A 26,205-nucleotide genomic window follows, 5' to 3' on the forward strand; every position below is an offset into this window, starting at 1 on the left:
GGATGCGAGGGGCCGGGCGGCCGAGAGCGGCTCCGGGACGCGTTCCGCGTGCGCCGGGACGTCCCCGGTGCGCGGGAGACACGTCACCGGTGACGGTTCCTACGACTTCCTTCGCTGGCATGACCCAGATCAGGTGTGTAAGGGTCTGCGGCCTGGTGCCGCACTCTCAGCGCTCGCGCGCTCCCCTGTCGGTTTCGTCCATTATGAACAAGGGGGAACGCCGGGGTGTTCCCGGGTCGCGTCAGCGCACGTCGGGGTCTCAGCCCCCGGGGCTGGCACCGCCCTCGGGCACCTGCGGTTGCGGGGGTGTGCCGTTCCAGGGCGCACCGCTGTCCCCGCCCGGGGACTCGTCACCGCCGGTACCTCCGCCCCCGTCACCGCCGGTACCTCCGCCGCCTCCACCGCCACCGGTGCCGCCGCCTTCACCACCGCCGCCACCGCCACCACCGCCGGTGCCGCCTCCGGTCGAACCCTCACCGCCTCCGGCGCCGCCGCCACCGCCACCACCGGTCGAACCCTCACCGCTGTCGCCACCGCCGGTGCCGCCGGTCGAGCCCCCACCGCCGCCGGTAGCGCCTTCACCACCGTCGCCGGTGCCGCCACCGGCCGCGCCGCCATCACCCCCTGCACCGCCATCACCGCCAGTCGCTCCACCACCGCCACCGGCCGCGACGCCGCCGTCACCGGTGCCACCGCCGCCAGTGTCACCATCACCGCCACCGCCACCGGTGTCATCGTCGCCACCGCCTCCCGACGGCTTGTCCGAGGCCTTGCCGTAGACCTTCGGCGAGGGGGCGAACTCCTCCTCCGGGAGGTCCGCCACGGCCTCGCGCATGGTGGCCTGCCAGATCGGGCCGGGCAGCGTGGCTCCGTAGACGATGCCGTAGTAGCGGTCGCCGATGGTCACGCCCTGGAGCGTGTGCTGTTCCCCGCCCCGGATGTCGCCGACCACCACGGTCCCGGCCAGGTTCGGGGTGTAGCCCGCGAACCACGCGTAGGCCGCGCTGTCGGTGGTGCCGGTCTTGCCCGCCACCGGGCGCCCGATCTCCAGGCCGTTGGCGGTGCCGCCCTCGAAGGTCTGCTGGAGCAGGTGGTTGACGCCGTCGGCGACCTCGGTGTCCAGCACGCCCTCCTCGCACTCGGTGCCCACCTCGATCTCCTCGCCGTCCTCGCCCTCGACGAGGATCGAGGTCACGGGGACCGGTTCGCAGTAGGTGCCCCGGGAGGCGAAGACGGCGTAGGCGCTGGCCATGGTCAGCGGGGAGACCTCCTGGTCGCCCAGGGTGAAGGAGCTCCACACCTCCAGGTCCTCGCCGTCCGCGCGGTGGACGCCCAGGCTCCGGGCCATCTCCGCCGTCTCGCACAGGCCGACGCGCTCCTGGAGCTGGGCGAAGTAGGTGTTCACCGAACCCTTCGTCCCGCTGATCATGTTGTGCCTGCCCCCGTCGCTCTCCCCGGCGTTGCCCACGGGCCAGGGCGCCATCCTCCCGCCCTCGCAGTTCTCCAGGCCGCTCACCGTCGTGGACTTGGGCGAGGAGAAGCTGGTGTCGTACTTGAGCCCGGAGTCCAGGGCGGCGGCCAGGGTGAACGGCTTGAACGTCGACCCCGCCTGGTAGCCCAGCGACCCGCCGTCGTCGTGGTCCACGGACAGGTTGATCGAGGTGGTGCCCGGCTCGTCGCCGAAGCCGTAGCGCATGTTCTGGGCCATCGCCCGGACCCGGCCGGTACCGGGCTCCACGAGGACCTCGGCGGCGAACTTGTTGGAGTCGTCCGCGGGGACGTAGCGCTCGATCGCCTGCTCGGCGGACTCCTGCATGTCCAGGTCCAGGGTGGTGCGCACGGTCATGCCGCCCCGCTCCAGCATCCGGTCGCGCTCCTCCTGGGTGTCGGCGAGCACGTCGGATCCGCTCAGCCACCGCATGACGTAGTCGCAGAAGAACGGCTGCTCGCTGCTGAAGCAGCTGCCCCCGCGCGCGGTCTCGTCCACCTCCAGGCCCCGCCCCTTGTACTCCTCCGCCTCCGCGCTCTCCAGGTATCCGGTGGCGACCATCCGGTCCAGCACCAGGTTGCGGCGCTCGGTGGCGGCCTCGGGGTTGGTGAGCGGGTCGTAGTACGAGGGCGCGCGCACCAGCGCCACGATCGTGGCGGCCTGCGCGGGGTTGAGCTCGGAGGCCGGGACGGAGAAGTAGCGCTCTGCGGCGACCTCGATGCCGTACGCGTTCTGGCCGAAGTAGGCGAGGTTGAGGTAGCCCTCCATGATCTCGTCCTTGGTGAGCTTCTCCTCCAGCTCGATGGCGTAGCGCAGCTCCAGCACCTTGCGGGTCAGGGTGCGCGCGTTGGCGCTCGCCAGCTCCTCCTCGGTGTCGGCCTGTTCCATGAGGAGGTTCTTCACGTACTGCTGGGTGATGGTGGACCCGCCCTGGGTGTTGCCCAGGGCGGTGCGGACCGCGGCGCGCAGCGTGCCGCGCAGGTCCAGCCCGGCGTGCTCGTAGAAGCGGTCGTCCTCGATCGCCATGAGGGCGGCGGGCACCCAGGGGCTGATCTCGTCCAGCGGCACCACGTCGCGCTCGCGCTCGGCGACCTCGGCGATCGGCTCGCCGTCGACGCCGGTCAGCAGCACGCGCTCGGACGGGCGCGGCACGGCCAGGTCGCTGGGCAGGGCCATGAAGGCAGCGGCGGAGTCCTTGGCCACCAGTCCGAGAGCGCCCGCCCAGGGCATGACCAGCGCCGCCGTGAGCAGCCCGGCGACCGCGCTGGTACCCGCCAGGCGCTGGATCGTCTCCCTGCGGTCTCCCGCAGGGGTCGGCTCCGACAGCTTCCTGCGCAGGGCCTCGGCCCGCCTCCGGGCTCCCGGGCCCGCGGCGGCCGGTAGCGCGGCCCCCGCACGCGACAGGGCGCCGCGCCAGCCCCGGCGCGAGGCCTCGTGCCGCCGCCCGCGCGGCGGACGCTGGTTGGACTCCGTCACGTCGCCCCCTACGTCCGTGTGCCGCCCCGCCCGCGGGACGCGCGGGCGGGCAACTCCATCGACCACGGTCTCAGGGCGGACGCAAAGGGCAGACCGGGTGAACGGGTGCGTCGCCGAAAAACTTCCCCAATGCCAAGCAAAGCACCGCAGAACGAACATAATTCGTCAATCACCACGAAACAGGCACGTCACACACCCGGCACGGGATGGGTAGGACGGGACCGCGGAGAAGACAGCGCCGATCGCGAGCGCCCGAATCCGGAACAAAAGATCCTTAGAAGACTATTCGGTCACACGCGGATGTCCGGAATACGGCCAGACAACTCGCGAGTGCATTCGATCATCCCTACCCAGCGCGGCACACCGCCCAACATGACCGATCAGTTTTCCGTCATTTCCGCAGAATACATCGGAAAACAACCACAGAGACACCTGCATCTGGTGTGGCCTTATGACCGCTTTGAGAGGTTTACTCAGCAGAAACCCGGCAAATACCAGCTCTTAGCACACACAGCCAGTGTGACGAGGATCACATAAATTATTCGGCCCTGGCACTCCGCCAAACACCACAAGAGGGCAGACGATAGACAGCGGAGGGCACCGAAGTCTTAATCCGGACAGTTTCTGTTCCGGACACTTCATGAACTCCGCCTTGCCCTGGATTAACTCCCGGTTATTTCCGCCTGCCGAAAAACAGCACGGTTCCGCAACGCCGAACCACGACAATTACGGTGTAGCCAGTGATCGGACGCCTGCCCATCCTCGATATCTCTCCAGAGAACGACCTCGGACCGGTGAAAGCCGTTCCGGGCGAACGCTTCACCGTGGGAGCGACGGTGATCCGCGAAGGCCACGACTCCCTCGCCGCGGGCGTCGTCGTCTACTCCCCCAAGGGAAGCCGAGAACAACTCGTCCCCATGCGCGAGCACGCGCCCGGCACCGACCGGTACGAGGCCTGCGTCAGCCTCCCCGCGGAGGGGACGTGGTCGTTCGCCGTCGAGTCGTGGACCGACCCCTTCGCCACCTGGCACCACGTCGCGGGCGTCAAGCTCCCGCTGGGCCAGGACACCGACCTCGTCCTGGAGGAGGGCGCCCGCCTGCTCGCCCGCGCCGGGCGACGGGTCCCGCGCCGCCCCTTCCTGAACGCCGCAGCCAAGGCGCTGCGCGACACCTCGATGACCCCGACGGAGCGCTTCGAGGCGGCGCTCACCCCCGAGGTCCTGGCCGAGATGGAGCGCGCGCCCCTGCGTGAGCTGGTCACCCGGTCCAAGCGCACCAGCGTCGTCGTCCACCGCGAGCGCGCGCTGTTCGGCTCCTGGTACGAGTTCTTCCCGCGTTCGGAGGGCGCCCAGGTCGACACCGTGCCCGGCCAGGAGCGCTCGGGCACCCTCGCCACCGCGGCCAAGCGCCTGCCCGCCGTCGCCGACATGGGCTTCGACGTGGTCTACCTCCCGCCGATCCACCCCATCGGCACCACCCACCGCAAGGGCGCCAACAACACCCTGACCGCCGGGCCCGGCGACCCCGGGTCGGTGTGGGCCATCGGGTCGGCCGACGGCGGCCACGACGCGGTCCACCCCGACCTGGGCACCCTCGCCGACTTCGACGCCTTCGTCGCCGAGGCCCGCGAGCACGGCATGGAGATCGCGCTGGACCTGGCCCTCCAGTGCTCCCCCGACCACCCCTGGGTCACCGAGCACCCCGAGTGGTTCACCGCCCGGGCCGACGGCTCCATCGCCCACGCCGAGAACCCGCCCAAGAAGTACCAGGACATCTACCCGCTCAACTTCGACCGCGACTTCGAGGGCCTGTACGCGGAGATCCTGCGGGTGGTCGAGCACTGGATCGGGCACGGCGTGCGGATCTTCCGCGTCGACAACCCGCACACCAAACCGGTCGCGTTCTGGCAGAAGCTGCTCGCCGACGTCGCCCGCAGGCACCCCGACGTGCTGTTCCTCGCCGAGGCCTTCACCCGCCCCGCCATGATGCGCACCCTGGCCAAGGTCGGCTTCCACCAGTCCTACACCTACTTCACCTGGCGCAACGGCAAGGACGAGCTGACCGACTACCTCACCGAGCTGAGCCGGGAGAGCGCCCACTACCTGCGCCCCAACCTCTTCGCCAACACCCCGGACATCCTGCACGCCTACCTCCAGCACGGCGGTCGGCCCGCGTTCGCCGTCCGCGCGGTGCTGGCGGCCCTGCTATCCCCCACCTGGGGCGTCTACTCCGGCTTCGAGCTGTGCGAGAACACCCCCGCCGGGCCGGGCAGCGAGGAGTACCTCGACTCGGAGAAGTACCAGTACCGCCCCCGCGACTGGGCCGCGGCCGAGGCCTCCGGCGAGACCCTCACCGGGCTGCTCACGCTGCTCAACCGGCTGCGCCGGGAGCACCCGGCCCTGCGGGAGCTGCGCAACCTGCGCTTCCACCACGTGGACCGGCCCGAGATCGTCTGCTTCTCCAAGCACCGGCCCGGTACCGGACCCAAGGACCCCGACGACACCGTGATCGCCGTCGTCAATCTCGACCCGCACCACGCACGCGAGGCGACGGTGCACCTGGATCTGCCGTCCATCGGCCTCACAAGGGAGGAGGAGCTCAGGGTGACCGACGAGCTGACCGGCCGTTCCTACACCTGGGGCGCGGACAACTACGTCCGGCTCGACCCCGCGGCCGGTCCCGCGCACGTGTTCACCGTCAGCGGCAGATAGCGGCCCCGGAACCGGTGCACGGGGCCCCGGCGGAACGCCTCCGCCGGCGCCCCTCCGTGTCCGGAACGCCTGTTGAACCGACGTCGAACATTCTTGGTGGGGAGCAGTAGATGAGCAAAGACGAGCCCGGCCCCGGCGGACACGGTCACGCCGAACACGGTCCGCTCGCCCCGGCCACCGGGGCCGCCACCGGCCCGCTGATGTCCTCCGGCGGCACCAGTGATCCCCACTGGTACAAACACGCCGTCTTCTACGAGGTGCTCGCCCGGGGCTTCTTCGACTCCAACGGCGACGGCACCGGCGACCTCGCCGGGCTGGTGCAGAAGCTGGACTACCTCCAGTGGCTGGGCATCGACTGCGTGTGGCTGCTGCCGATGTACGAGTCGCCCCTGCGCGACGGCGGCTACGACATCTCGGACTACTTCAAGATCCTCCCGGAGTTCGGCCGCACCGCCGACTTCGTGGAGCTCCTGGACGAGGCGCACCGGCGCGGCATCCGGGTCATCACCGACCTCGTCATGAACCACACCAGCGACCAGCACCCGTGGTTCAAGGCCTCCCGCGAGGACCCGGACGGGCCCTACGGGGACTTCTACGTGTGGTCGGACACCGACGACCGCTACGACGATGCCCGCATCATCTTCGTCGACACCGAGACGTCCAACTGGACCTACGACGAGGTCCGCGGCCAGTACTACTGGCACCGGTTCTTCTCCCACCAGCCCGACCTCAACTTCGAGAACCCGGCCGTCCAGGAGGCGATCCTGGAGGTCCTGCGCTACTGGCTGGACCTGGGCATCGACGGGTTCCGCCTGGACGCCGTGCCCTACCTGTACGAGCGCGAGGGCACCAACTGCGAGAACCTCAAGGAGACGCACGAGTTCCTCAAGCGCGTGCGCGCCGAGGTGGACCGGCTCTACCCCGACCGCGTGCTGCTGAGCGAGGCCAACCAGTGGCCGTCCGACGTCGTCGACTACTTCGGCGACTTCGAGTCCGGCGGCGACGAGTGCCACATGAACTTCCACTTCCCGCTGATGCCGCGCATGTTCATGGCGGTCCGGCAGGAGCAGCGCTTCCCGATCTCGGAGATCCTCGCCCAGACACCGCCGATCCCCCGCAACTGCCAGTGGGCGATCTTCCTGCGCAACCACGACGAGCTGACCCTGGAGATGGTCACCGACGAGGAGCGCGACTACATGTACTCCGAGTACGCCAAGGAACCCCGCATGCGCGCCAACGTGGGGATCCGCAGGCGGCTCGCGCCCCTGCTGGACAACGACCGCAACCAGATCGAGCTGTTCACGGCCCTGCTGCTGTCCCTGCCGGGCTCGCCCGTCCTGTACTACGGCGACGAGATCGGCATGGGCGACAACATCTGGCTGGGCGACCGCGACGCCGTGCGCACGCCCATGCAGTGGAGCTCGGACCGCAACGCCGGGTTCTCCAAGGGCGACCCGGCCCGCCTGTACCTGCCGCTGATCATGGACCCGGTCTACGGCTACCAGGCGCTCAACGTGGAGTCCCAGCGCGACAACCCCGGCTCACTGCTGCACTGGACGCGGCGAATGATCCAGATCCGCAAGCGCCACCCCGTGTTCGGCACCGGAGCCTTCACCGAGCTCAACGCCACCAACCCGAGCGTGTTGGCCTTCATCCGCGAGCACGGCGACGACCGCATGCTCTGCGTCAACAACCTGTCGCGGTACCCGCAGCCCGTGGAACTGGACCTGGGGCGCTACGCCGGTGTCGCCCCGGTGGAGTGCGTGGGCGGTGTGCGCTTCCCCGAGATCGGGGAGCTGCCCTACCTGCTCACCCTGCCCGGGCACGGCTTCTACTGGTTCCAGCTGCCCGCGACTGCCGAGCAGGGGTCCGCGCGCGGGAGCCGGGACGGCATGCCGTCCTACGGACTGCCCGAGGCCGGGGCCCGGGTGCACGCCACCTTCGAGACCTCCCCGGTGTCGGCGGCCGCGACCCGACCGCACGCGCCGAACCACCCAGTGAGCACGACGTCCAGCATCCCGGCCGGGGTCTCCCCCGCGTTCGGCGACGGCGCCTCCGCCCCCTCCCAGGGGAGCGCGGTGCGCGCAGCGGGCCCTCCCGGTCCGGCCGCGGAGCGCACGGACCGGGGTGGGGGCGAGAAGGGAAACGGGCCGCTCTGACATGTCCCAACTCGAAGAACTCCTGGCCGTCTGGCTACCGAGACAGCGCTGGTTCTCCGGCAAGGGGATCCCCATCCGCCAGATCCGGGTCGAGAGCAGGCACACGCTGGTGACGTCCGGCCCCGAGGGGCCGGACCTGAACGTCCTGGTCCTCCAGGCCGGGCAGCGGGGCCGCAGCTCCCGCTACCAGGTGCTGCTGGGCTCGCGGCCGCCGCGCTCCCTGCCGCCGGACCTGGCACGCGTGGCCATCGGCGTGTGCCAGGTGGCGGGCGGCAGACCCAGGGTGGTCTACGACGCCGCCCACGACGAGGAGCTGACCCGGATGCTCCTGGAGCGGTTCGCCGCCCCCACCGGGGCCGAGCCCTCCGGCAAGGTGCGCTTCCGCAGCCTTCCGGGCGAGGGCATCCGCACCGGGTCGGCCGGGCGGATACTCACCGGCGAGCAGTCCAACACGTCGCTGGTCTTCGGCGAGGACTACATCCTCAAGACCTTCCGCAGACTCTGGCCCGGGCCCAACCCGGACCTGGAGCTGAACATGGCCCTGTCGGGGACCCCGTACGTGGCCCGGCCGTGCGGGTGGATCGAGGCCGACCTGGCCGGGCACTCCACGCCCACGACGCTGGCCATGCTCCAGACCTTCATCCCTCAGGCCACGGACGGGTGGGTGCTCGCCACCGCCAACGTGCGCGCCCTGCTGGAGGGGACGGGGGGCGGGCGCGAGTCCGCGTTCACCGGGGAGGCGGCCCGTCTGGGCCGCACCACCGCCGAGGTGCACCGGTCGCTGGCCAGGGCCCTGCCCACGGACGTGCTCACCCCGACGGGCGCGGCCGAGATGGCCGACGCCATGGTGGAACGCCTGGCGATGGCCAGCGCCGAGGTGCCGGAGCTGGCCGAGCACGCGCCCCGGGTGATGGAGGCCTACGCCGACTTCTCCGAGGTGGACGAGCCGCTGCCGATACAGCGCATCCACGGCGACTACCACCTGGGGCAGGCGATCCGGACCGGGTCCGGGTGGGTGCTGCTGGACTTCGAGGGCGAGCCCACCGTGCCGGTGCGCGACCGCCAGCGCCTGTCCAGCCCGCTGCGGGACGTGGCGGGGATGCTGCGCTCCTTCGACTACGCGGCCGGACACCTGCTGATCGGGCACCCGGGCGACCCCGGGCTGGAGTGGGCGGCCCGCTCCTGGGCCCGGCACAACCGGGAGGCGTTCTGCCGGGGCTACGCCGACGGCGGCGGGGCCGACCCGGAGAAGCACCTGGTGGTCCTGCGGGCCTTCGAGTTCGACAAGGCCGTGTACGAGGTGCTGTACGAGGCCCGGAACCGGCCGAACTGGCTGCGGGTCCCGCTGGAGTCCATCGCCACCGCCGCCGCGCCTCCCGTGCCCGGCTGAGCACGTCGGCGGCCGCCTCCCGAGCGGGGACGGCCGCCCCTTCGACCACCACGCACCCCCCGATCCGTCCGCACGACTACCACGGAGTCCGTATTGACCTCGCCCCGCAGCGAACAACGCCCGCGTGCCAGCGCAGCCAAGACTGCGTCGAACGGGAAGAGCCCGAAGAAGAAGGCCGTGGAGAGCATCCCGGTCGTGGAGGAGGTGTCGGTCGCCGAGACGGCGGCCGCGATGGAACCCGCCGCTGACGGGCCCGCGGCGGTCAAGGCGGGGAAGAAGGCCCCGGCCGCGAAGGCGGGAAAGAAGGCCCAGGCCGCCAAGCGGGCCCCGGCCTCCGCGAACGGCGGGGCCGAGGCCAAGGGCGCCGCCAGAGCGAAGGCCTCCGCTGGCGGCGGACCCGCGGCGAAGGAGAAGGCCGCGGAGAACGGCGGGGCCCCGAAGCGGACCCCGGCCGCCTCCCGGCGCAAGGGCCCCGACCCCGAGCTGGTCGCCGCCCTGGACCGATTGGTGGACGGCCACCACCACGACCCGCACGCGCTGCTGGGCGTGCACGCCGAGGGCCGGGGCACCGTCGTGCGGGCCCTGCGGCCGGGCGCGGTGGAGGTGCACGCCGTCCTGGCCGACGGCTCGCGGCTGCGCCTGGACCACCTGCACCGGGGCGTGTTCTCCGCGAAGGTGTCCCGGAGCAGGCTCGGCTCCGTGCCCGACTACCGGATCAGCGCCCGCTACGAGGACGGCGCCGAACACGTGGCCGCCGACCCGTACCGGTTCGCGCCGACCCTGGGCGAGCTGGACCTGCACCTGATCGGCGAGGGCCGCCACGAGGAGCTGTGGAACGCTCTCGGGGCGCACGTGCGGGTCGAGGACACCGCCATGGGCGAGGTGGCCGGAACCCGGTTCGCGGTGTGGGCGCCGGACGCGCGCGGCGTGCGCATGATCGGCGACTTCAACCACTGGAACGGCGTCGGGCACCCGATGCGGAGCCTGGGCTCCAGCGGCGTGTGGGAGCTGTTCCTGCCCGGGGTCGGCGAGGGCGGCCTGTACAAGTTCCAGGTCCTGGGCGCCGACGGGCACTGGCGCGACAAGGCCGACCCGATGGCGCGGTGCACGCAGATGCCGCCCGCGACCGCCTCCGTGGTCACCTCCTCCGCGCACGTGTGGTCCGACCAGGAGTGGATGACCGAGCGCAAGGGAGTGGAGCAGCACCGGGCGCCGATGAGCGTGTACGAGGTGCACCTGGGCTCCTGGCGGCCCGGGCTGGGCTACGCCGAGCTGGCCGAGGAGCTCGTCGCGTACGTGACCGACATGGGGTTCACGCACGTGGAGTTCCTGCCCGTGGCGGGGCACCCCTACGACGGCTCCTGGGGCTACCAGGTGACCTCGTACTACGCGCCCACGCCCCGCTTCGGGACGCCGGACGAGTTCCGCCACCTGGTGGACTCCCTGCACCGCGCGGGGGTCGGCGTGCTGCTGGACTGGGTGCCCGCGCACTTCCCGAAGGACGAGTGGGCGCTGGCCCGCTTCGACGGGAGCGCGCTGTACGAGCACCCCGACCCGCGCCGGGGCGAGCACCCGGACTGGGGGACGCTGATCTTCAACTACGGGCGGACCGAGGTGCGCAACTTCCTCGTGGCCAACGCCCTGTACTGGTTGGAGGAGTTCCACGTCGACGGCCTGCGGGTGGACGCGGTGGCCTCGATGATCTACCTGGACTACTCGCGCGACTCCGGGGCCTGGGAGCCGAACGCGTTCGGCGGCAGGGAGAACCTGGAGGCGATCGACTTCCTCAAGGAGCTCAACACCACCGTCTACCGGCGCAACCCGCACGTGGCGATGATCGCCGAGGAGTCCACCGCCTACACGGGCGTGACCACGCCGGTCGACCACGGCGGGCTCGGCTTCGGGTTCAAGTGGAACATGGGGTGGATGCACGACACCCTGGAGTACGTCAAGAAGGAGCCGATCCACCGCCAGTACCACCACGACGACGTCACGTTCTCGATGGTCTACGCCTACAGCGAGAACTACGTGCTGCCGCTGTCGCACGACGAGGTGGTGCACGGCAAGCAGTCGCTGTTCAACAAGCCGCCCGGCGACGAGTGGCAGCGGTCGGCGACCCTGCGCGCGCTCCTGGCGTTCATGTGGTCCCACCCGGGCAAGCAGCTGCTGTTCATGGGCGGGGAGATCGCCCAGGGCGACGAGTGGTCGCACCAGGAGGGCGTGCCGTGGTGGCTGCTCCAGTTCGAGCACCACGCGGGAGTGCAGCGCCTGGTGCGGGCGCTCAACGAGGCCTACCGGCCGCGTGCCGCGCTGTGGTCGCAGGACACCGAACCGGCGGGCTTCACCTGGCTGGACGGCGGTGACCGCGGGGGGAACACGCTGTCGTACCTGCGCCACGGCGACGACGGCTCGGTGCTCGCCTGCGCGGTGAACTTCTCGCCGGTGCCCCGCACGGAACGGCGGATGGGCCTGCCCTCCGGAGGCCGGTGGACCGCGCTGCTCAACACCGACGAGGCGCGCTTCGGCGGCTCGGACCACCCGGTGCCCGCCCGTGTGGAGGCCGAGCCCGTGCCCTGGGACGGGCAGCCGTTCTCGGCGGAGGTCGTCCTGCCCCCGCTCGGCGCGGTCTGGTTCGAGCCCGAGGCCTAGCAGTGTCTTCTTCGGACCTCCGCTTCGCTTCGGTCCGTGTTCGGGCACCCGAAGCGCCCCCCGCGAGCTGAGGCCGGTTCGAAGGCACATTCCGAGCGAGGTCGCCGGTGCGGCGCCCGGGCCCTTGCCAGCCCGGGCGCCGAACTGTGTATCGTACATACTGTATTTGATACACAGTTGAGGGGCGACGCCGTGGCCAGTACCGAGATCCGGACCTTCCGCGAGGACGACCGCGCCGAGCTGCGGGCGCTGTTCGCCCGTGCGGGCGAGGGGTCGCCGTCCGGGACGCTCTGGGGGCACCTGCCCTCCGAGGCCGCGATCTACCTGGACCCCTACATGGACCACGTGCCCGACTCGCTCCTCGTCGCCCTCGTCGACGGACGGATGGCGGGCTACCTGACCGGCTGCCCCGACCCCTCCGCGATGCCCGGGGAGAGCGAGCTCATGGACCGCGCGATCCGGGAGCACCGGCTCACGCTGCGACGCGGACCGGCGGCCTTCTTCGCCCGGGCCCTGCTGGACACGGGGGTGTCCGCCCTCCGGCGCAGACCCACCGCGGGCGAACTCTCGGACCCGCGCTGGCCCGCCCACCTGCACGTCAACGTCGAGTCCCGGGCACGCGGCACCGGCGTGGGCGCCGCCCTGGTGCGCGAGTGGCAGGACCGGTTGCGCTCGCGGGGATCCCGCGGCTGCCACCTGCAGACCCTCGTGGAGAACACCGGCGCCGTGCGCTTCTTCGCACGGGCCGGGTTCGAGCCCCACGGTCCGGCGCCGGTGGTGCCGGGCGTGCGCTTCAGGGGAAAGCGCGTGCACCAGCGGACCATGGTGTGGAGCCCGTGAACCGGTAGGCGGCGGGATCGGACCACCGGGCGCCGCTCCACCGCGGGGCGGGACGGAAGCGAACACGTCCACGACGGGCTCTTCCGCTCACCGCCGCCACGTGCTTGTGTGTCCTGCACCACAGGCACGACCGTTGGGAGGCCCCCGTGTCCGACAACAACCAGAGCTTCGTCCGGGTGTTGGGAAGGGGTGACGTCCTCGCCCTCGGCTTCGGCGCGATGATCGGCTTCGGCTGGATCGTGCTGGTCGGCGACTTCGTCAGCGCGGCGGGCAGCGTGGGCGCCGCCCTGGCCTTCGTGGTCGGCGGCGTCATCATGGCCTTCGTCGGCCTCGCCTACGCCGAGCTCGTCGCCGCGATGCCGCACGCGGGCGGAGAGCACCACTACGCCATGCGCGCCATCGGCCCCAAGGGGGCCTTCACCGCCTCCTGGGCCATGGCCTTGGGCTACGTCTCCGTCGCCGCCTTCGAGGCCGTCGCCGTCCCCCAGACCCTCGTCTACCTCTTCCCCGACATGGCGGTCGGCCGCCTGTGGACCGTCGCCGGGTACGACGTCCACGCCAGCCTGGTTGCCGTCGGCGTGGCCGCGGCCGTGCTGATGACCGTGCTCAACTACGTCGGCATCAAGCCCGCGAGCGTCTTCCAGACCATCGCGGTGCTGTTCCTGCTGGCAGCCGGGGCCGCCATGGTCACCGGCGCGTTCGCCGGCGGATCCGTGGAGAACATGCGGCCGCTGTTCACCGGCGGCGTCTCGGGCGTGTTCGTGGTCCTGGTGGCGGTCCCGTTCCTCTTCGTCGGCTTCGACGTCATCCCGCAGTCGGCCTCCGAGATCAGGCTCCCGTACCGCATGGTCGGCACCCTGCTGGTCCTGTCGGTGTTCTGCGCGACCGCCTGGTACGTGATGGTCGTGCTGACGGCCGGATCGGGCCTGGGTCCGAACGAGCTGGCGGCCTCCGAACTGGCCTCCGCCGACTCCGTCGCCGCCATGTGGGACAGCGCGGCCATGGGCAACCTGCTCGTCCTCGGCGGTGTCGCGGGCCTGCTCACCAGCTGGAACGCCTTCCTCATCGGCGGCAGCCGCCTCATCTACGCCATGGCCGCCTCCCGGATGCTCCCGGCCTGGTTCGGCCGCCTGCACCCGCGCTTTCGCACCCCGTCCAACGCCGTCCTGTTCGTCGGCGCGCTCTCGCTGGTGTCCCCGTTCTTCGGAGAGCCGATGCTGGGTTGGCTGGTCAACGCGGGCGGCCTGAACATCGTGGTCGGCTTCGTCACGGTCGTGGTCAGCTTCCTCGTGCTGCGCCGCCGCGAACCCGGGATGGAACGGCCCTTCACCGTTCCGGCGGGCGTCCCCGTCGGCGTGGTGGCCCTCGTGCTGGGCCTGGGGCTGCTCCTGCTCTACCTGCCCGGCATGCCCGCGGCGCTGAGCTGGCCCAACGAGTGGCTGATGGTGCTCGTGTGGTGGGTGGCCGGGGCCGCCCTGATGTGGCGCCTGCCCCGGACCGCCGCGGGCCCCGACGCGGAGCGGCGCCTGGTCGAGGCGATGGACGCGCGCTCCCGCCGGAGTCCGCGGACCTGACGCCCCGCCGCCGTGCGCTCCCGCGGGGGCGCACGGCGGCGGGTCCCTACCTCTCGCGCGGGCCGACCCGGTACACGCCGGCCGGCGCCCAACCAGCCTTCCCTACCGCCCGCGCGCGTGCCAGCCGACGAGGCGGGCGACCGCCTCGTCCAGCACCTCGTCCCTCTTGCAGAACGCGAACCGGAGCAGGTGCGCGCCCTCCTCCTGCCGGTCGTAGAACACCTGCGCGGGCACCGCGGCCACCCCCGCCTCCCGGGGCAGCGCGCGGGCCACCTCCACCCCGTCGGCGTACCCGAGCGGGCGGATGTCGGCCATGACGAAGTAGGTGCCCTCGCACGCGTCCACGTCGAAGCCGGCGCCGGTCAGCCCCTCCACCAACCGGTCGCGCTTGCCCTGGAGGGCGGTGCGCTGGGCGGCGACCCACTCCTCCTCGTGGTCGATGGCGTCGGCCGTGGCCAGCTGGAGCGCGCCGTTCGCGGAGAAGGTGAGGAACTGGTTGACCGTGCGCACCGCGCTGACCAGCGGCTCGGGCCCCATCACCCAGCCGGTCTTCCACCCGGTCACGGCGAACATCTTGCCGACCGAGGACACCGACAGCGTCCGCTCGCGCATGCCCGGCAGGGTGGCCAGCGGCACGTGCGGCCGCCCGTCGAAGGTGAGGAACTCGTACACCTCGTCGGTGAACGCGATCAGGTCGTGCTCGCGGCACACCTGCGCGACCGCCTCCAGCTCCTCGGCGGTGAACACGGTCCCCGTGGGGTTGTGCGGCGTGTTCACCAGGACCATCCGGGTACGGGGGCCCACGGCCGCGCGCAGCTCCGCGGGGTCGAAGGTGAACCGGCCGGTCACGGGGTCCGGCCGCAGCGTCACCGGCCTGCGCACCCCGCCCGCCAGCGTGATCATGGCGGCGTAGGAGTCGTACATCGGCTCGAAGACGACCACCTCGTCGCCGCGCTCCACCAGGGCGAGCATCGCGGCCGCGATCCCGGCGGTGGCGCCGACGGTGACGTAGACCTCGGTGTCCGGGTCCAGCTCGATGCCGTAGTGGCGGGCCCGGTACCGGCTCACCGCCCGCCGCAGTTCGGGGCGGCCCGGCCCGGGCGGGTACTGGTTCACCCCCTCCAGGATGTGTCCGGAGGCGGCCTCCAGCAGGGAGTGGGGGCCGTCGGTGTCGGGGAACCCCTGCCCCAGGTTGACCGACCCGGTCTCCACGGCCAGCCGCGTCATCTCGGCGAAGACCGTCTCGCCGTACACGCGCATTCGTTCGATCAGCGGTTCTTCCACCCGTCGAGCGTATCCACCCTCCCGGTCGGCGGGCCAGGCGCGGGGACGCCGACGGGGCGGGTCCCGTGGGAACCCGCCCCGTCCGCCGACCGCCTAAAGCAGCAGGCTCAGCACCATCCACGTCACGGGACCGGCGATCAGCAGCGAGTCCAGGCGGTCCATCAGGCCGCCGTGTCCGGGCATGAACCCGCCCATGTCCTTGACGCCGAGGTCGCGCTTGAACAGCGACTCGATGAGGTCCCCGACGGTGGCGGCCAGCACGACCGCCAGTCCGAGGACCACGCCGACCCACCACGGGCCGTCCAGCATGAGCGTCACGCACAGCGCGCCCGCGACAGCGCAGCCCACGACCGAACCGCCGAAGCCCTCCCAGGTCTTGTTGGGGCTGATCACCGGCGCCATCTTGTGCCGGCCCAGCAGGATCCCGGCGAAGTACCCGCCGATGTCGCTGGAGATCGTCACCACGATGAACGTGACCAGGCGGTACTGGCCGTCCTCGGGGTGCGAGATGAGCAGCAGCCACGTGCCCAGCAGGAACGGCAGGTACACCAGGGTGAACAGGTTCGCCGCGACGTCGGCCACGAACCCTTCCGTACCTCCGCGCAGCCGCCACACCAGGGCGATGATGGCGGTCAGCGCGGTCATGCCCACCAGCCAGTCGGTTCCCCCGAAGTAGGCGGCGACCTGCATGGCCACGCCGCCGACGGCGAGCGGTGCCAGTGCCAGGCCCATGCCCTTGCCCGCGAACGCCCGGTTGACCTCGCGCAGGCCGATCAGCACCCCCAGGGAGGTGATGATCGTGAACAGCTGGGGCCAGGGGAAGATCGAGAAGAACACGAGGGCGCCCAGGGCGCACCCGCTGGCGATGGCCACCGGGAGGTTGCGGCCCGTCCGGACCGGTTCACCCCCCGGTTTGTGCAGCACGAAGCGCTGCCCGTCCGGATCGGGACCGTCCTGCGGCCCGCCGCCGGGTCTGTGCTCGGGCGAGCGGTCATCGCCTCCCGAGTCGCTGGAGGAAGGAAGGGTCACCGGCTAAACCTCGAGCAGTTCCGATTCCTTGTGCTTCAGCAGCTCGTCGACGGACGCGACGTACTTCGAAGACAGCTCGTCCAGCTCGGCCTGGGCGCGGTGCGCCTCGTCCTCGCCGACGTCGCCGGACTTGACGGCCTTCTCGAAGGTGTCCTTGGCACGGCGGCGGACGTTGCGGATCGAGACCTTGCTGTCCTCGGCCTTGGTCCGCGCGACCTTGACGTACTCCTTGCGGCGCTCCTCGGACAGGTCGGGGAACACCACGCGGATGACCTGGCCGTCGTCGGAGGGGTTCACGCCCAGGTCGCTGTTGCGGATGGCGTTGATGATCTCGGTGCGCGAGTTGACGTCGAACGGCGAGATGACCACCATGCGCGGCTCGGGAACCGAGAAGGAGGCCAGCTGGTTGATCGGCGTCCGGGCACCGTAGTAGTCGACGGTGATCTTGTTGAAGGTCGCCGGGGTGGGGCGGCCGGTGCGGATCGTGGCGAAGTCCTCCTTCGCCACGGTCACGGCCTTCTCCATCTTCTCCTCGGCTTCGAGGAGGGTCTCTTCGATCATGTGGGCGCTCCCTGGTGTCGTGACTTGCTGTGGTCGCGGAGGCTCTGTCTCAGACCGGGGTCGGCCCGACGATGGTGCCGATCTTCTCACCGCGTACCGCGCGCAGGATGTTGCCCTGGCTCATCAGGTCGAAGACGACGATGGGCAGCCCGTTGTCCATGCACAGGCTGACCGCGGTGGCGTCCATGACCTTGAGGCCGCGGGTGAGGACCTCGTTGTAGTTGAGCTTGTCGAACTTGACCGCGTCGGGGTTGCGCTGGGGGTCGGAGTCGTAGACCCCGTCGACCTGGGTGCCCTTGAGGACCGCCTGCGCGCCGATCTCCAGCGCGCGCTGGGCGGCGGTGGTGTCGGTCGAGAAGAACGGTGCGCCCAGACCGGCACCGAAGATGACCACGCGGCCCTTCTCCAGGTGGCGGACGGCGCGGCGCGGGATGTAGGCCTCGGCGACCTGGCTCATGTGGATCGCGGTCTGCACGCGGGTGTCCACACCGAGCCGCTCCAGGAAGTCCTGGAGGGCGAGGCAGTTGATGACGGTGCCGAGCATGCCCATGTAGTCGGCGCGGCCGCGCTCGATGCCGCCCTCGGTGAGCTGGGCGCCGCGGAACATGTTGCCGCCGCCGACGACCACCGCGACCTGGATGCCCTCGGAGACCGCCTCGGCGATGGACTCGGCCACGTACTGGACGACCTCGGGGTCGATGCCCAGGCCGCCGCCGCCCGCGAACGCCTCTCCCGAGAGTTTGAGCATCACGCGCTTCCAGCCGGAACCGTGCATCGCGGGTCCGGTACCCGCCGGTTCGGTGCTCGTCGCTTCGTTCACAGCCTGTGGCCTCCCTTGTCGTCCCCGAGCGGCACAGGGTCCCCCGAGTGTTCCTCGCAGCGGCCGACCGGACTCACGCGCCCCGCCACCCGCCCATATCCACCGAAGGTGCCGGGGAGCAGTCTCCCCGGCACCTCCATCATCTCAAGACCCTCAGGCCTGGCCGACCTTGAAGCGGACGAAGCGCTTGACGGTCACGCCCGCCTCGTCGACGACCTTCTGGACCGTCTTCTTGTTCTCCTTGACGAACGGCTGGCCGAGCAGCGTCACGTCCTTGAAGTAACCGTTGAGGCGGCCCTCCACGATCTTGGGGATGGCCTGCTCGGGCTTGCCCTCCTCGCGGGTGGTCTGCTCGGCGATGCGGCGCTCGTTCTCCACGACCTCGGCGGGGACGTCGTCCCGGCCGATGTACTGCGGGGCCAGCGCGGCGATCTGCTGGGCGAGGTCCTTGCCGACCTCCTCGTCAGCCTTGTCCAGCTCGACCAGGACGCCCATGGTGGGGGGCAGGTCCGGGTCGGACTTGTGGAGGTAGCTGGCGACGTAGGCGCCCTCGAACTTGGCGAAGCGGCGGAACTCCAGCTTCTCGCCGATGACCGCGCTCTTGGCCTCGATGAAGGCCTGGAGGGTCTTGCCCGGCTCGATCTCGGCGGCGGCGACGGTGGCGAGGTCGTCGCTGTCCTGGGCGGCGACGAAGTCGGCGACCTGGTTGACGAGCGCGATGAACTGGTCGTTCTTGGCGACGAAGTCGGTCTCGCAGTTGAGCTCGACGAGGGTGGCCTTGCCTTCGGACTCCTGCTTGAGGACGACCATGCCCTGGGCGGCGGTGCGCTCGGCGCGCTTGCCGACGTCCTTGGCACCCTTGACGCGCAGGGCCTCGACGGCCTTGTCGAAGTCGCCGTCGGCCTCGGTCAGGGCCTTCTTGCAGGCCATCATGCCGGCGCCGGTCATGTCGCGCAGCTTCTTGACGTCCGCGGCGGTGAAGTTCGCCATGACTGTTCTCGGATTCCCTTGGAGTGGAGAGTCTGTACGGAAAGTGGAGCGGATCCGGCCCCGGGCACCGAGCGGCCGCCCCGCCGGGAGCGGCGGGGCGGCGGCGGTGCGCTGGGGCACGGGACTACTCGGCGTCGGGGGCCTTCACCGGCGCGTCGACCGGGGAGTCCTCGGAGGTGACCTCGGCCGGGGCCTCGGCGGCGACCTCGTCGGCCGGTGCGACGGCGGCGGTCTCGGCCGGAGCCTGCTCGGCGGCGGCCTCGGCGGCCTCGACGGGAGCCTGCTCGGCGGGGGCCTCCTCGGCGGCGGCCTCGCCCGAGTCGGCCTTGCCCTCCAGGAGCTCGCGCTCCCACTCGGCCAGGGGCTCCTCGGCGGCCTTGCGCTCGCCGGTGCCCTCGGAGGCGCCGGAGCGGGCCATGAGGCCGTCGGCGACGGCGTCGGCGACCACGCGGGTGAGCAGGCTGACACTGCGGATGGCGTCGTCGTTACCCGGGATCGGGTAGTCGACCTCGTCAGGGTCGCAGTTCGTGTCCAGGATGGCCACGACCGGGATGTTCAGCTTGCGAGCCTCGCTGATCGCGATGTGCTCCTTCTTGGTGTCCACGATCCAGACCGCGCTGGGCACGCGGGACATGTCGCGGATACCGCCGAGGGTGCGCTCCAGCTTCTCCTTCTCACGGCGGAGGTTGAGGAGCTCCTTCTTGGTGAGCGTGGAGCCGGCGACGTCGTCGAAGTCGATCTCCTCCAGCTCCTTGAGGCGCTGGAGCCGCTTGTGCACGGTGGAGAAGTTGGTGAGCATGCCGCCCAGCCAACGCTGGTTGACGTAGGGCATGCCGACGCGGCGGGCCTGCTCGTCGATGGCCTCCTGCGCCTGCTTCTTGGTGCCGACGAACAGGACGGTGCCGCCGTGGGCGACCGTCTGCTTGACGAACTCGTAGGCGCGGTCGATGTAGGCCAGCGACTTCTGGAGGTCGATGATGTAGATGCCGTTGCGCTCAGTGAAGATGAAGCGCTTCATCTTGGGGTTCCAGCGGCGGGTCTGGTGCCCGAAGTGGACGCCGCTCTCCAGGAGCTGGCGAATCGTCACGACTGTGGCCATGACCTGATCCTCCTTGAGGTGGCGGGGAGGGTCCCCGCTCACGGTTGTTCCTGACGCCCCGGACGTACCGCCGTACCGCCGTGGAAGGCGGCGCGGACCGCGGGTACGGCCCCTCGCTGAGGAGGCTCGTGGACGTGCGTATTGTGATCGGCCCGACGGGCCACAGATGATTCTATCCTCCATCGGGAATACGTCGGGACCTGCGCCGCGTTCCGGTTCCTCCGCGGCCGGGTTGTCCACAGGTTCGGGCGCCCCCTGGCGGTCCGCCCCCCGTGTCCGGACCCTGGAGGTATGGCCCCCTCGCTGCTCCTGACCCTGTCCCTGGCGTTCTCCCTCCTGTCCCCGCACCACCCCGCCGAGGCCGGCTGGCGCTGGCCGGTGGACCCTCCGGTCGGGGTGCTGCGCCGCTTCGACCCGCCCGAGCTGCGCTGGTTGCCAGGACACCTGGGCGTGGACCTGGCAGCGGAGCCCGGCCAGGAGGTCCGCGCGGCCGGCACCGGGCGGGTGCACTTCGCGGGCGAGGTGGCGGGCACGCCGCTGGTGAGCGTGGTCCACGGCGACCTGCGCACCACCTACCTGCCGGTGGAGTCCGACCTGGCCCGGGGCGATCCGGTCGCCGCGGGAGACCTGCTGGGCACGCTCGCCGCCGCGCCGCCGCACTGCCGCGACCGCCCCTGCCTGCACTGGGGCCTGCTCCGCGGCGACGACCACCTCGACCCGCTCTCCCTGCTCGGCCTGGGCGAGTTCCGCCTGCTGCCGCTCACGCCCGAACGTGAGAGGTCGGCCCGCCGCGGGGCGAGCACGCACAGTCGCGCACGCTCGCCCCGCGCGTGGGAGCGGCACCCGGCACCCGCCCCGAAGGACGTGCACGGACCCCGCCCGCCTCTCCCGGACGGGGTCGGCCCGCCGTCGCCACACGGGTCCGCGCGCCGACCCCCGACCGGCCCGCGTGTGAGGACCGCCTCACACCGACACGGGAGGACCGCGCCGCGCCCCTCCCGCCGACGGCTCCGGAGCGGTCAGGCGCGGGGGTGGGCGCGGCGGTAGGTGTCGCGCAGGCGCTCCACGGACACGTGGGTGTAGATCTGCGTACTGCGCGGGCTGGCGTGGCCCAGGAACTCCTGCACGCTGCGCAGGTCGGCGCCACCGTTGAGCAGGTGGGTGGCCGCGCTGTGCCGCAGGCCGTGCGGCGCGCTGTCCGCGCCGGCGGCACGCAGGTGGGCGTGCACGTCCTCGCGGGCCTGGCGGACGCCCAGACGGCCACCCCGGGCTCCCAGGAACAGCGCGGCGCCGCTGGTGGCGCCCGCCATCTCCGGTCGGCCGCCGGACAGCCAGGCGTCGAGGGCGTCCAGGGCCGGACCGCCCACGGGAACCGTGCGCTCCTTGGCCCCCTTGCCCAGGACGCGCACGGTGTCGCGTTCGCGGTCCACGTCGGTCAGGTCCAGGGCGCACAGTTCGGCGACGCGCACACCGGTGGCGTAGAGCGTCTCCACCACCGCGCGGCGGCGCAGACCGGCCGGGGTCTCGTCGGTCTCCCCCGCGAGCGCCGCGGCGGCCTGGCGTTCGTCGAGCACCGTGGGCAGGGAGCGCTGCTGCGCCGGGCTGGCCAGGCGCGGGCCGGGGTCGGCCGCCAGCACACCCTCGCGGTGCAGGAACCGGGTGAGCGCGCGCACGGCGGCCACCCGGCGGGCCACGGTGGCGCGGCTCGCGCCCGCGTCACGGGCCCGGGACAGCCACCCGCGCACCAGGTCCACGTCCAGGTCCTCCACGCCCCGCCCCCGCTCCTCCAGGTGGGCCAGGAGGGAGCGCAGGTCGGCCAGGTAGCCGCGCACGGTGTGGGGTGAGCGTCCCAGCTCGCCCGACAGGTGCGCGGCGAAGCGCTCCAGCACGCCTACCTCCCGGAGGGCAGGCAGGCGACCCCCTCGACCTCCACGAGGTGGGTGGGGTCGACCAGGCCGCTCACCTCCACCAGGGACGCGGCGGGCAGGCGCCCCTCGGGAAGGCACTCGACCAGGGCGGAGCGGAACTCCTCCAGGTCGGAGATGTGGCGCAGGTAGTAGGTGAGCTTGACCAGGTGGCCGAGGTCCGCGCCGTGGCGGGCCAGGATGGCCTCCAGGTTGCGGAAGACCTGGCGCGTCTGCCCTCCGACGTCCCCGGCGACCTCTCCCCCGGGCCCCTCGGGGGTCTGTCCGGAGACGAACAACAGCGGCCCGTCCGCCACCAGGGCGTCACTGTAGGGTTTAGCCATGGCGTCACCGTACCCGTCCGGCGGGGTGCGTTACCGTCGCCGCCGCGGCCTCCCGGCCCGGAACCCGATGCGCCGGGGGCCCGCCGCGGGGCGTACGTACCGCGCGGGGCCCGGCGGCGAACCCCCTGAGCCGGTCACCGGCCCGGCCGCCTGCGCCCGCTCACTGCGGCAGCCGCCAGCCCGCCGGACAGCGCTCCACCAGCCCGGCCGCGGCGAGCATCCCCAGGGAGCGCAGGGTCCTCTCCAGGCGGGTCCCGCTGGCTCCCGCGATCACCGCCGGTCCGGCGCCGGACCGGGGCACCGCCGCAAGGACCCGGGCGCTGTCCTGGTCGAGCTCGGCCGTCACCCGCAGCGGCCCGGCCTCCGGCGGCAGCTCCCCCAGCGTGCTCACCTGGGCAACGACGTCGTCCGCGCAGGTGACGCAGCCCGCGTGCCAGTCGCGGAGCAGCAGGTGGCAGCCCACCGACATCGCCGAGGTGACCGGACCGGGGACCGCCATGAGCACCCGGTTGAGCTCGGCGGCGTGCGAGGCGGTGTTGAGCGCCCCGCTGCGCCGCCCGGCCTCGACCACCACCGTGCCCGGGGTGAGTGCGGCGATCAGCCGGTTGCGGACGAGGAAGTCCGGTGCGCGCGGGGTGGCGCCCACCGGCCGCTCGCTCACCAGCACCCCGGTGCGGGCGACGTCGGCGAACAGGCCCGCGTGCCCGCGCGGGTAGTCCACGTCCAGTCCGCAGGCCAGCACCACGACCGTGCCGCCGTGGGTCTGGGCCGCCCGGTGCGCGGCCCCGTCGATCCCGTACGCGCCGCCGGAGACCACCACGACCGCGCGCTCGGCCAGCTCGTAGGCCATCTCCGCCGCCACGTGCTCCCCGTAGGGGGTGGCCGAGCGCGCGCCCACCACGGCCACCGAACGCAGGCACAGGTGGCGCAGGTCCCCCGCGCCGCGTACCCACAGTCCGTGCGAGCGCCGTCCTCCGGGCAGGCCCAGCTCGTCGAGGCGCCCCGGCCACTCGGGGTCCGCCGGGGCCACGAAGCGGATCCCGGCCGCCGCCGAGTCGCCGAGCAGCCCGTCGGGATCCACCCCCCGGGCCGCGGCGCACCACCGCGCCCACCTGCGCTCCAGGAGCGCCCCGGCCTCCGGCCCCGGGCTATCCTCCTCGGCGCTGGCGGGCACCGGTGGCGGGGGCGCCCCCGCCACCAGCAGCGCCCACACCCGGTCCGCCCCGTGCTCGGCGAGCATCGCCCCCAACCACAGGTCCCCCGGCGGGGCCACCGCCGTCAGACAGGCCCGCGCCCGCGCGTCCGCCTCACCCTCCGCGTCCCGCACCGTCCCACCGCTCCTCTCCGTCCCGTCCGTGCTCACCACGCGTGCCCCGCCCAGAGCGCGAAGGCGTAGGCCGCCTCCTCCTCGCCGGGGCGGTCCCGGTCGGCGAGGTCGGCCAGGGTCCAGGCGACCCGCAGTGCGCGGTCCACCCCCCGGGCGCTGATCTGTCCGAGGTCCATCGCTCTGCCCAGCACCCGCAGCGCGGCGGGCTCCACCGGGAACTCCCTGCGCAGCCGCGCCCCGGGGATGGCCGCGTTGGTGGTCCAGGGCGTGCGCGCCAGCCGCTCGGCGGCACGGGCTCGGGCCCTCTCCACCCGTGCGGCCACCACCTCGGAGGACTCGGCGAAGGCGCGGTCGGCGAGCAGTTCGGCCCTCGACACCGGTTGCAGCTCCACCTTGAGGTCGATCCGGTCCAGCAGGGGCCCGGACAGGCGGGAGAAGTAGCGGCGCCGCTCGCCGGCGGGGCAGGTGCACAGGGCTCCGGGTTTGGCGCAGGGGCAGGGGTTGGCGGCCAGTATCAGCTGGAAGCGCGCGGGGAAGGTCACCGTCGAGGAGGCGCGGGCCAGGACCACCTCGCCGCGCTCCAGGGGTTCGCGCAGGGAGTCCAGCACCCCGCGCCCGAACTGCGGGGCCTCGTCGACGAAGAGCACGCCGCGATGGGCCTTGGACACCCAGCCGGGCGTGGGGTAACCGCTGCCGCCGCCGATGATCGAGGCCCGGGTGGAGGTATGGTGCGGAGCCGCGAAGGGAGGCACGGTGACCAGGGGCGCGCCGGGCGGCAGCATGCCCGCCACCGAGTGGATGGCGGTGGCCTCCAACGCCTCGGCGGGGCCGAGCGGGGGCAGCACGGTGGGCAGGCGTTCGGCGAGCAGGCTCTTGCCGGTGCCGGGAGGCCCCAGCATCATGAGGTTGTGGCCGCCGGCCGCGGCGATCTCCACCGCGCGGCGGGCCACCGGCTGCCCCAGGACGTCGGACAGGTCGGGTCCCTGGCCGCGCGGCTCGCGGGGCCTGGGCACGGCCTCCTCCGCGTGCGCCTCGGGAAGGCGCTCCCCGCGCAGCCACTGGCACAGGTCCATCAGGCTGTCCACCGCCGTCACCTCGACCCCTGGCACCAGCCGGGCCTCGGCGGCGTTGCCCCGTGCGACGACGAACCTGCGATAACCCTGCTCAGCGGCCGACACGACCGCCGGGAGCACCCCCAGCACCGGCCGCGCCCGGCCGTCCAGGCCCAGTTCGGCGATGAGGACGCTGTCCTCCAGCCGCTCCACCGGCACCGAGCCCGCCGCGGCGAGGACGGCGGCGGCGATGGCCAGGTCGAACAGGCTTCCCGACTTGGGCAGGCTGGCCGGGGACAGGCTGATGACGATCTGGCCGCTGGGCCACTCCTCGCCGCTGTTGACGACGGCGGCGCGGATGCGGTCCCTGGCCTCGCGGAGCGCGGCGTCGGGAAGCCCCACCAGGGTCACCCCGAAGTCGCCGCCGCCCAGGTGCACCTCCACCTCGACGATGTGCCCCCGGACCCCGAGCAGGGCGATGCAGCGGGTGCGGGCGAGCGTCATCATGCCATCCCCCGCTCATGGGAGACGAACACGCGCCCGCCCCTGATCAGGACGCAGACGCCGTCCACGCGCAGGGGGTGGGCGGGCACCCGGTGCCGGACCGCCCAGGCGTGTCCGAGGCGGCGCAGACGGCGCCGCTTGTCCGGGGTGATGGCCTCCACCGGATGCCCGTGCCGGACGGAGGTACGGGTCTTGACCTCGGCGACGACCAGGACGGGACCGTCCCGGGCCACGATGTCGATCTCCCCGTCGGGGATGCGCCAGTTGCGGGCGACCACCCGCATCCCCGCGCGTCGGAGGAAGGCCACGGCGAGGTCCTCGCCACGGCCGCCCAGCATCCTTCGGTACTCGGCCCACCGGTCCAAGGTCAACCACCTCCCGTAACCACGGTCGGTGATCGCCGCTCACGGCGCCAGGGCCGGTTCCCTCCTGTGGAAAACCCCGGCCGTGCCCGGACGGGGAGGCGGGATCCCGGGCGGCCGGGTCCCTGGGGCCGGGAACCGCACCCGGGATCCGGCCGTCCGGCGCCGGGTCAGTCCTGTGCGCCCCCCTCGGCGGGCGGCATCTCCAGGTCGGCCTTGGTGATCTCCTCGACGTTGACGTCCTTGAACGTCACCACGCGGACGTTGCGGACGAACCTGGCCGGGCGGTACATGTCCCAGACCCAGGCGTCCTCCATCACGACCTCGAAGTACATCTCCCCGTTCTCGGTCGAACGCGGCTGGAGGTCGACGTGGTTGGTGAGGTAGAACCGCCGCTCGGTCTCCACCACGTAGCTGAACAGACCGACGACGTCGCGGTACTCGCGATAGAGCTGGAGCTCCATCTCGGCCTCGTACTTCTCCAGGTCCTCAGAACTCATCCACGCGCTCGCTTTCGTCGCACTCTCCGGTCGTGGTGTGCCGGTCCCCTCCGCCCGGACACCGCCGACGGCCGGGGTGTTCCCGGTCGAGGGCGGCCCCGCGCGTCGGGGACGCCGATACCGTCCAGCCTCCATCATGCG

Annotated in this window: 20 protein-coding genes and 1 riboswitch; of the genes, 7 read left to right on the forward strand and 13 right to left on the reverse strand. The window is 72.1% G+C overall.

Annotation, left to right across the window (positions count from 1 at the left end; genetic code table 11):
• Positions 1–89 precede the first annotated feature (89 nt).
• Positions 90–197, reverse strand: a riboswitch (TPP riboswitch).
• Between the two features lie 62 nt (positions 198–259).
• Positions 260–2,965: a transglycosylase domain-containing protein gene (locus HGB44_RS12665; protein WP_061078156.1), complete on the reverse strand. Its 2,706-nt coding sequence runs from the start codon at positions 2,963–2,965 to the stop codon at positions 260–262.
• Between the two features lie 740 nt (positions 2,966–3,705).
• Between HGB44_RS12665 and HGB44_RS12670 the strand changes: the two genes are divergently transcribed.
• From HGB44_RS12670 to HGB44_RS12695, 6 genes are all read left to right on the forward strand, one after another.
• On the forward strand, positions 3,706–5,676 hold the full coding sequence (locus HGB44_RS12670) for an alpha-1,4-glucan--maltose-1-phosphate maltosyltransferase (protein WP_061078157.1): 1,971 nt from the start codon (positions 3,706–3,708) through the stop codon (positions 5,674–5,676).
• A gap of 110 nt (positions 5,677–5,786) precedes the next feature.
• Positions 5,787–7,835: a maltose alpha-D-glucosyltransferase gene (gene treS, locus HGB44_RS12675; protein ID WP_061078158.1), complete on the forward strand. Its 2,049-nt coding sequence runs from the start codon at positions 5,787–5,789 to the stop codon at positions 7,833–7,835.
• A gap of 1 nt (position 7,836) precedes the next feature.
• Positions 7,837–9,225, forward strand: a complete 1,389-nt coding sequence (locus tag HGB44_RS12680; protein ID WP_061078159.1) for a maltokinase N-terminal cap-like domain-containing protein — start codon at positions 7,837–7,839, stop codon at positions 9,223–9,225.
• Positions 9,226–9,318: 93 nt separating this feature from the next.
• A complete protein-coding gene (gene glgB / locus HGB44_RS12685; protein WP_233458682.1) occupies positions 9,319–11,874 on the forward strand; it encodes a 1,4-alpha-glucan branching protein GlgB in 2,556 nt (851 codons plus the stop codon).
• A gap of 192 nt (positions 11,875–12,066) precedes the next feature.
• A complete protein-coding gene (locus HGB44_RS12690) occupies positions 12,067–12,714 on the forward strand; it encodes a GNAT family N-acetyltransferase (RefSeq protein ID WP_061078160.1) in 648 nt (215 codons plus the stop codon).
• A gap of 146 nt (positions 12,715–12,860) precedes the next feature.
• Entirely contained in the window at positions 12,861–14,288 is a 1,428-nt protein-coding gene (locus HGB44_RS12695) for an APC family permease (protein ID WP_061078161.1), read from the forward strand.
• A gap of 102 nt (positions 14,289–14,390) precedes the next feature.
• Here HGB44_RS12695 and HGB44_RS12700 read toward each other — a convergent pair whose 3' ends face one another.
• The 6 genes from HGB44_RS12700 to rpsB all read right to left on the reverse strand — a co-directional run bounded on the left by HGB44_RS12700 (position 14,391) and on the right by rpsB (position 20,071).
• Positions 14,391–15,572, reverse strand: coding sequence for a pyridoxal phosphate-dependent aminotransferase (locus tag HGB44_RS12700; protein WP_061078162.1), 1,182 nt, complete (start codon positions 15,570–15,572; stop codon positions 14,391–14,393).
• Positions 15,573–15,665: 93 nt separating this feature from the next.
• The gene (locus HGB44_RS12705; RefSeq protein ID WP_061078163.1) at positions 15,666–16,601 is read right to left on the reverse strand and encodes a phosphatidate cytidylyltransferase; all 936 of its coding nucleotides are present in this window, start codon (positions 16,599–16,601) and stop codon (positions 15,666–15,668) included.
• Between the two features lie 3 nt (positions 16,602–16,604).
• Positions 16,605–17,162, reverse strand: coding sequence for a ribosome recycling factor (gene frr / locus HGB44_RS12710; RefSeq protein ID WP_061078164.1), 558 nt, complete (start codon positions 17,160–17,162; stop codon positions 16,605–16,607).
• A gap of 49 nt (positions 17,163–17,211) precedes the next feature.
• Entirely contained in the window at positions 17,212–17,937 is a 726-nt protein-coding gene (pyrH, locus tag HGB44_RS12715) for a UMP kinase (protein WP_036552624.1), read from the reverse strand.
• 198 nt (positions 17,938–18,135) lie between these two features.
• Positions 18,136–18,972: a translation elongation factor Ts gene (gene tsf, locus HGB44_RS12720; protein ID WP_017566252.1), complete on the reverse strand. Its 837-nt coding sequence runs from the start codon at positions 18,970–18,972 to the stop codon at positions 18,136–18,138.
• Positions 18,973–19,096: 124 nt separating this feature from the next.
• The gene (gene rpsB / locus HGB44_RS12725; RefSeq protein WP_061078181.1) at positions 19,097–20,071 is read right to left on the reverse strand and encodes a 30S ribosomal protein S2; all 975 of its coding nucleotides are present in this window, start codon (positions 20,069–20,071) and stop codon (positions 19,097–19,099) included.
• A gap of 291 nt (positions 20,072–20,362) precedes the next feature.
• Between rpsB and HGB44_RS12730 the strand changes: the two genes are divergently transcribed.
• The gene (locus tag HGB44_RS12730) at positions 20,363–21,118 is read left to right on the forward strand and encodes a M23 family metallopeptidase (RefSeq protein ID WP_082768159.1); all 756 of its coding nucleotides are present in this window, start codon (positions 20,363–20,365) and stop codon (positions 21,116–21,118) included.
• Here the strand turns inward: HGB44_RS12730 and HGB44_RS12735 are convergent.
• From HGB44_RS12735 to HGB44_RS12760, 6 genes are all read right to left on the reverse strand, one after another.
• A complete protein-coding gene (locus tag HGB44_RS12735; protein WP_061078165.1) occupies positions 21,091–21,960 on the reverse strand; it encodes a tyrosine recombinase XerC in 870 nt (289 codons plus the stop codon). The genes HGB44_RS12730 and HGB44_RS12735 overlap by 28 nt on opposite strands.
• A 2-nt stretch (positions 21,961–21,962) precedes the next feature.
• Positions 21,963–22,319 carry a RidA family protein gene (locus HGB44_RS12740; RefSeq protein WP_061078166.1) on the reverse strand — a complete coding sequence of 119 codons (357 nt, stop codon included), beginning with the start codon at positions 22,317–22,319 and terminating at the stop codon, positions 21,963–21,965.
• Positions 22,320–22,479: 160 nt separating this feature from the next.
• Positions 22,480–23,646, reverse strand: coding sequence for a DNA-processing protein DprA (locus HGB44_RS12745; RefSeq protein WP_061078167.1), 1,167 nt, complete (start codon positions 23,644–23,646; stop codon positions 22,480–22,482).
• Between the two features lie 32 nt (positions 23,647–23,678).
• Positions 23,679–25,202 (reverse strand): YifB family Mg chelatase-like AAA ATPase, encoded by a 1,524-nt coding sequence (locus HGB44_RS12750; RefSeq protein WP_061078182.1) that lies wholly within the window; start codon positions 25,200–25,202, stop codon positions 23,679–23,681.
• Complete coding sequence (locus HGB44_RS12755) at positions 25,202–25,567, reverse strand: YraN family protein (RefSeq protein WP_061078168.1); 366 nt, start codon at positions 25,565–25,567, stop codon at positions 25,202–25,204. The genes HGB44_RS12750 and HGB44_RS12755 overlap by 1 nt, the downstream gene beginning before the upstream one ends.
• A gap of 167 nt (positions 25,568–25,734) precedes the next feature.
• The gene (locus HGB44_RS12760; protein ID WP_017566259.1) at positions 25,735–26,064 is read right to left on the reverse strand and encodes a DUF2469 domain-containing protein; all 330 of its coding nucleotides are present in this window, start codon (positions 26,062–26,064) and stop codon (positions 25,735–25,737) included.
• Positions 26,065–26,205 lie beyond the last annotated feature (141 nt).

Source organism: Nocardiopsis alborubida, assembly GCF_012396365.1.
GTDB lineage: Bacteria > Actinomycetota > Actinomycetes > Streptosporangiales > Streptosporangiaceae > Nocardiopsis > Nocardiopsis alborubida.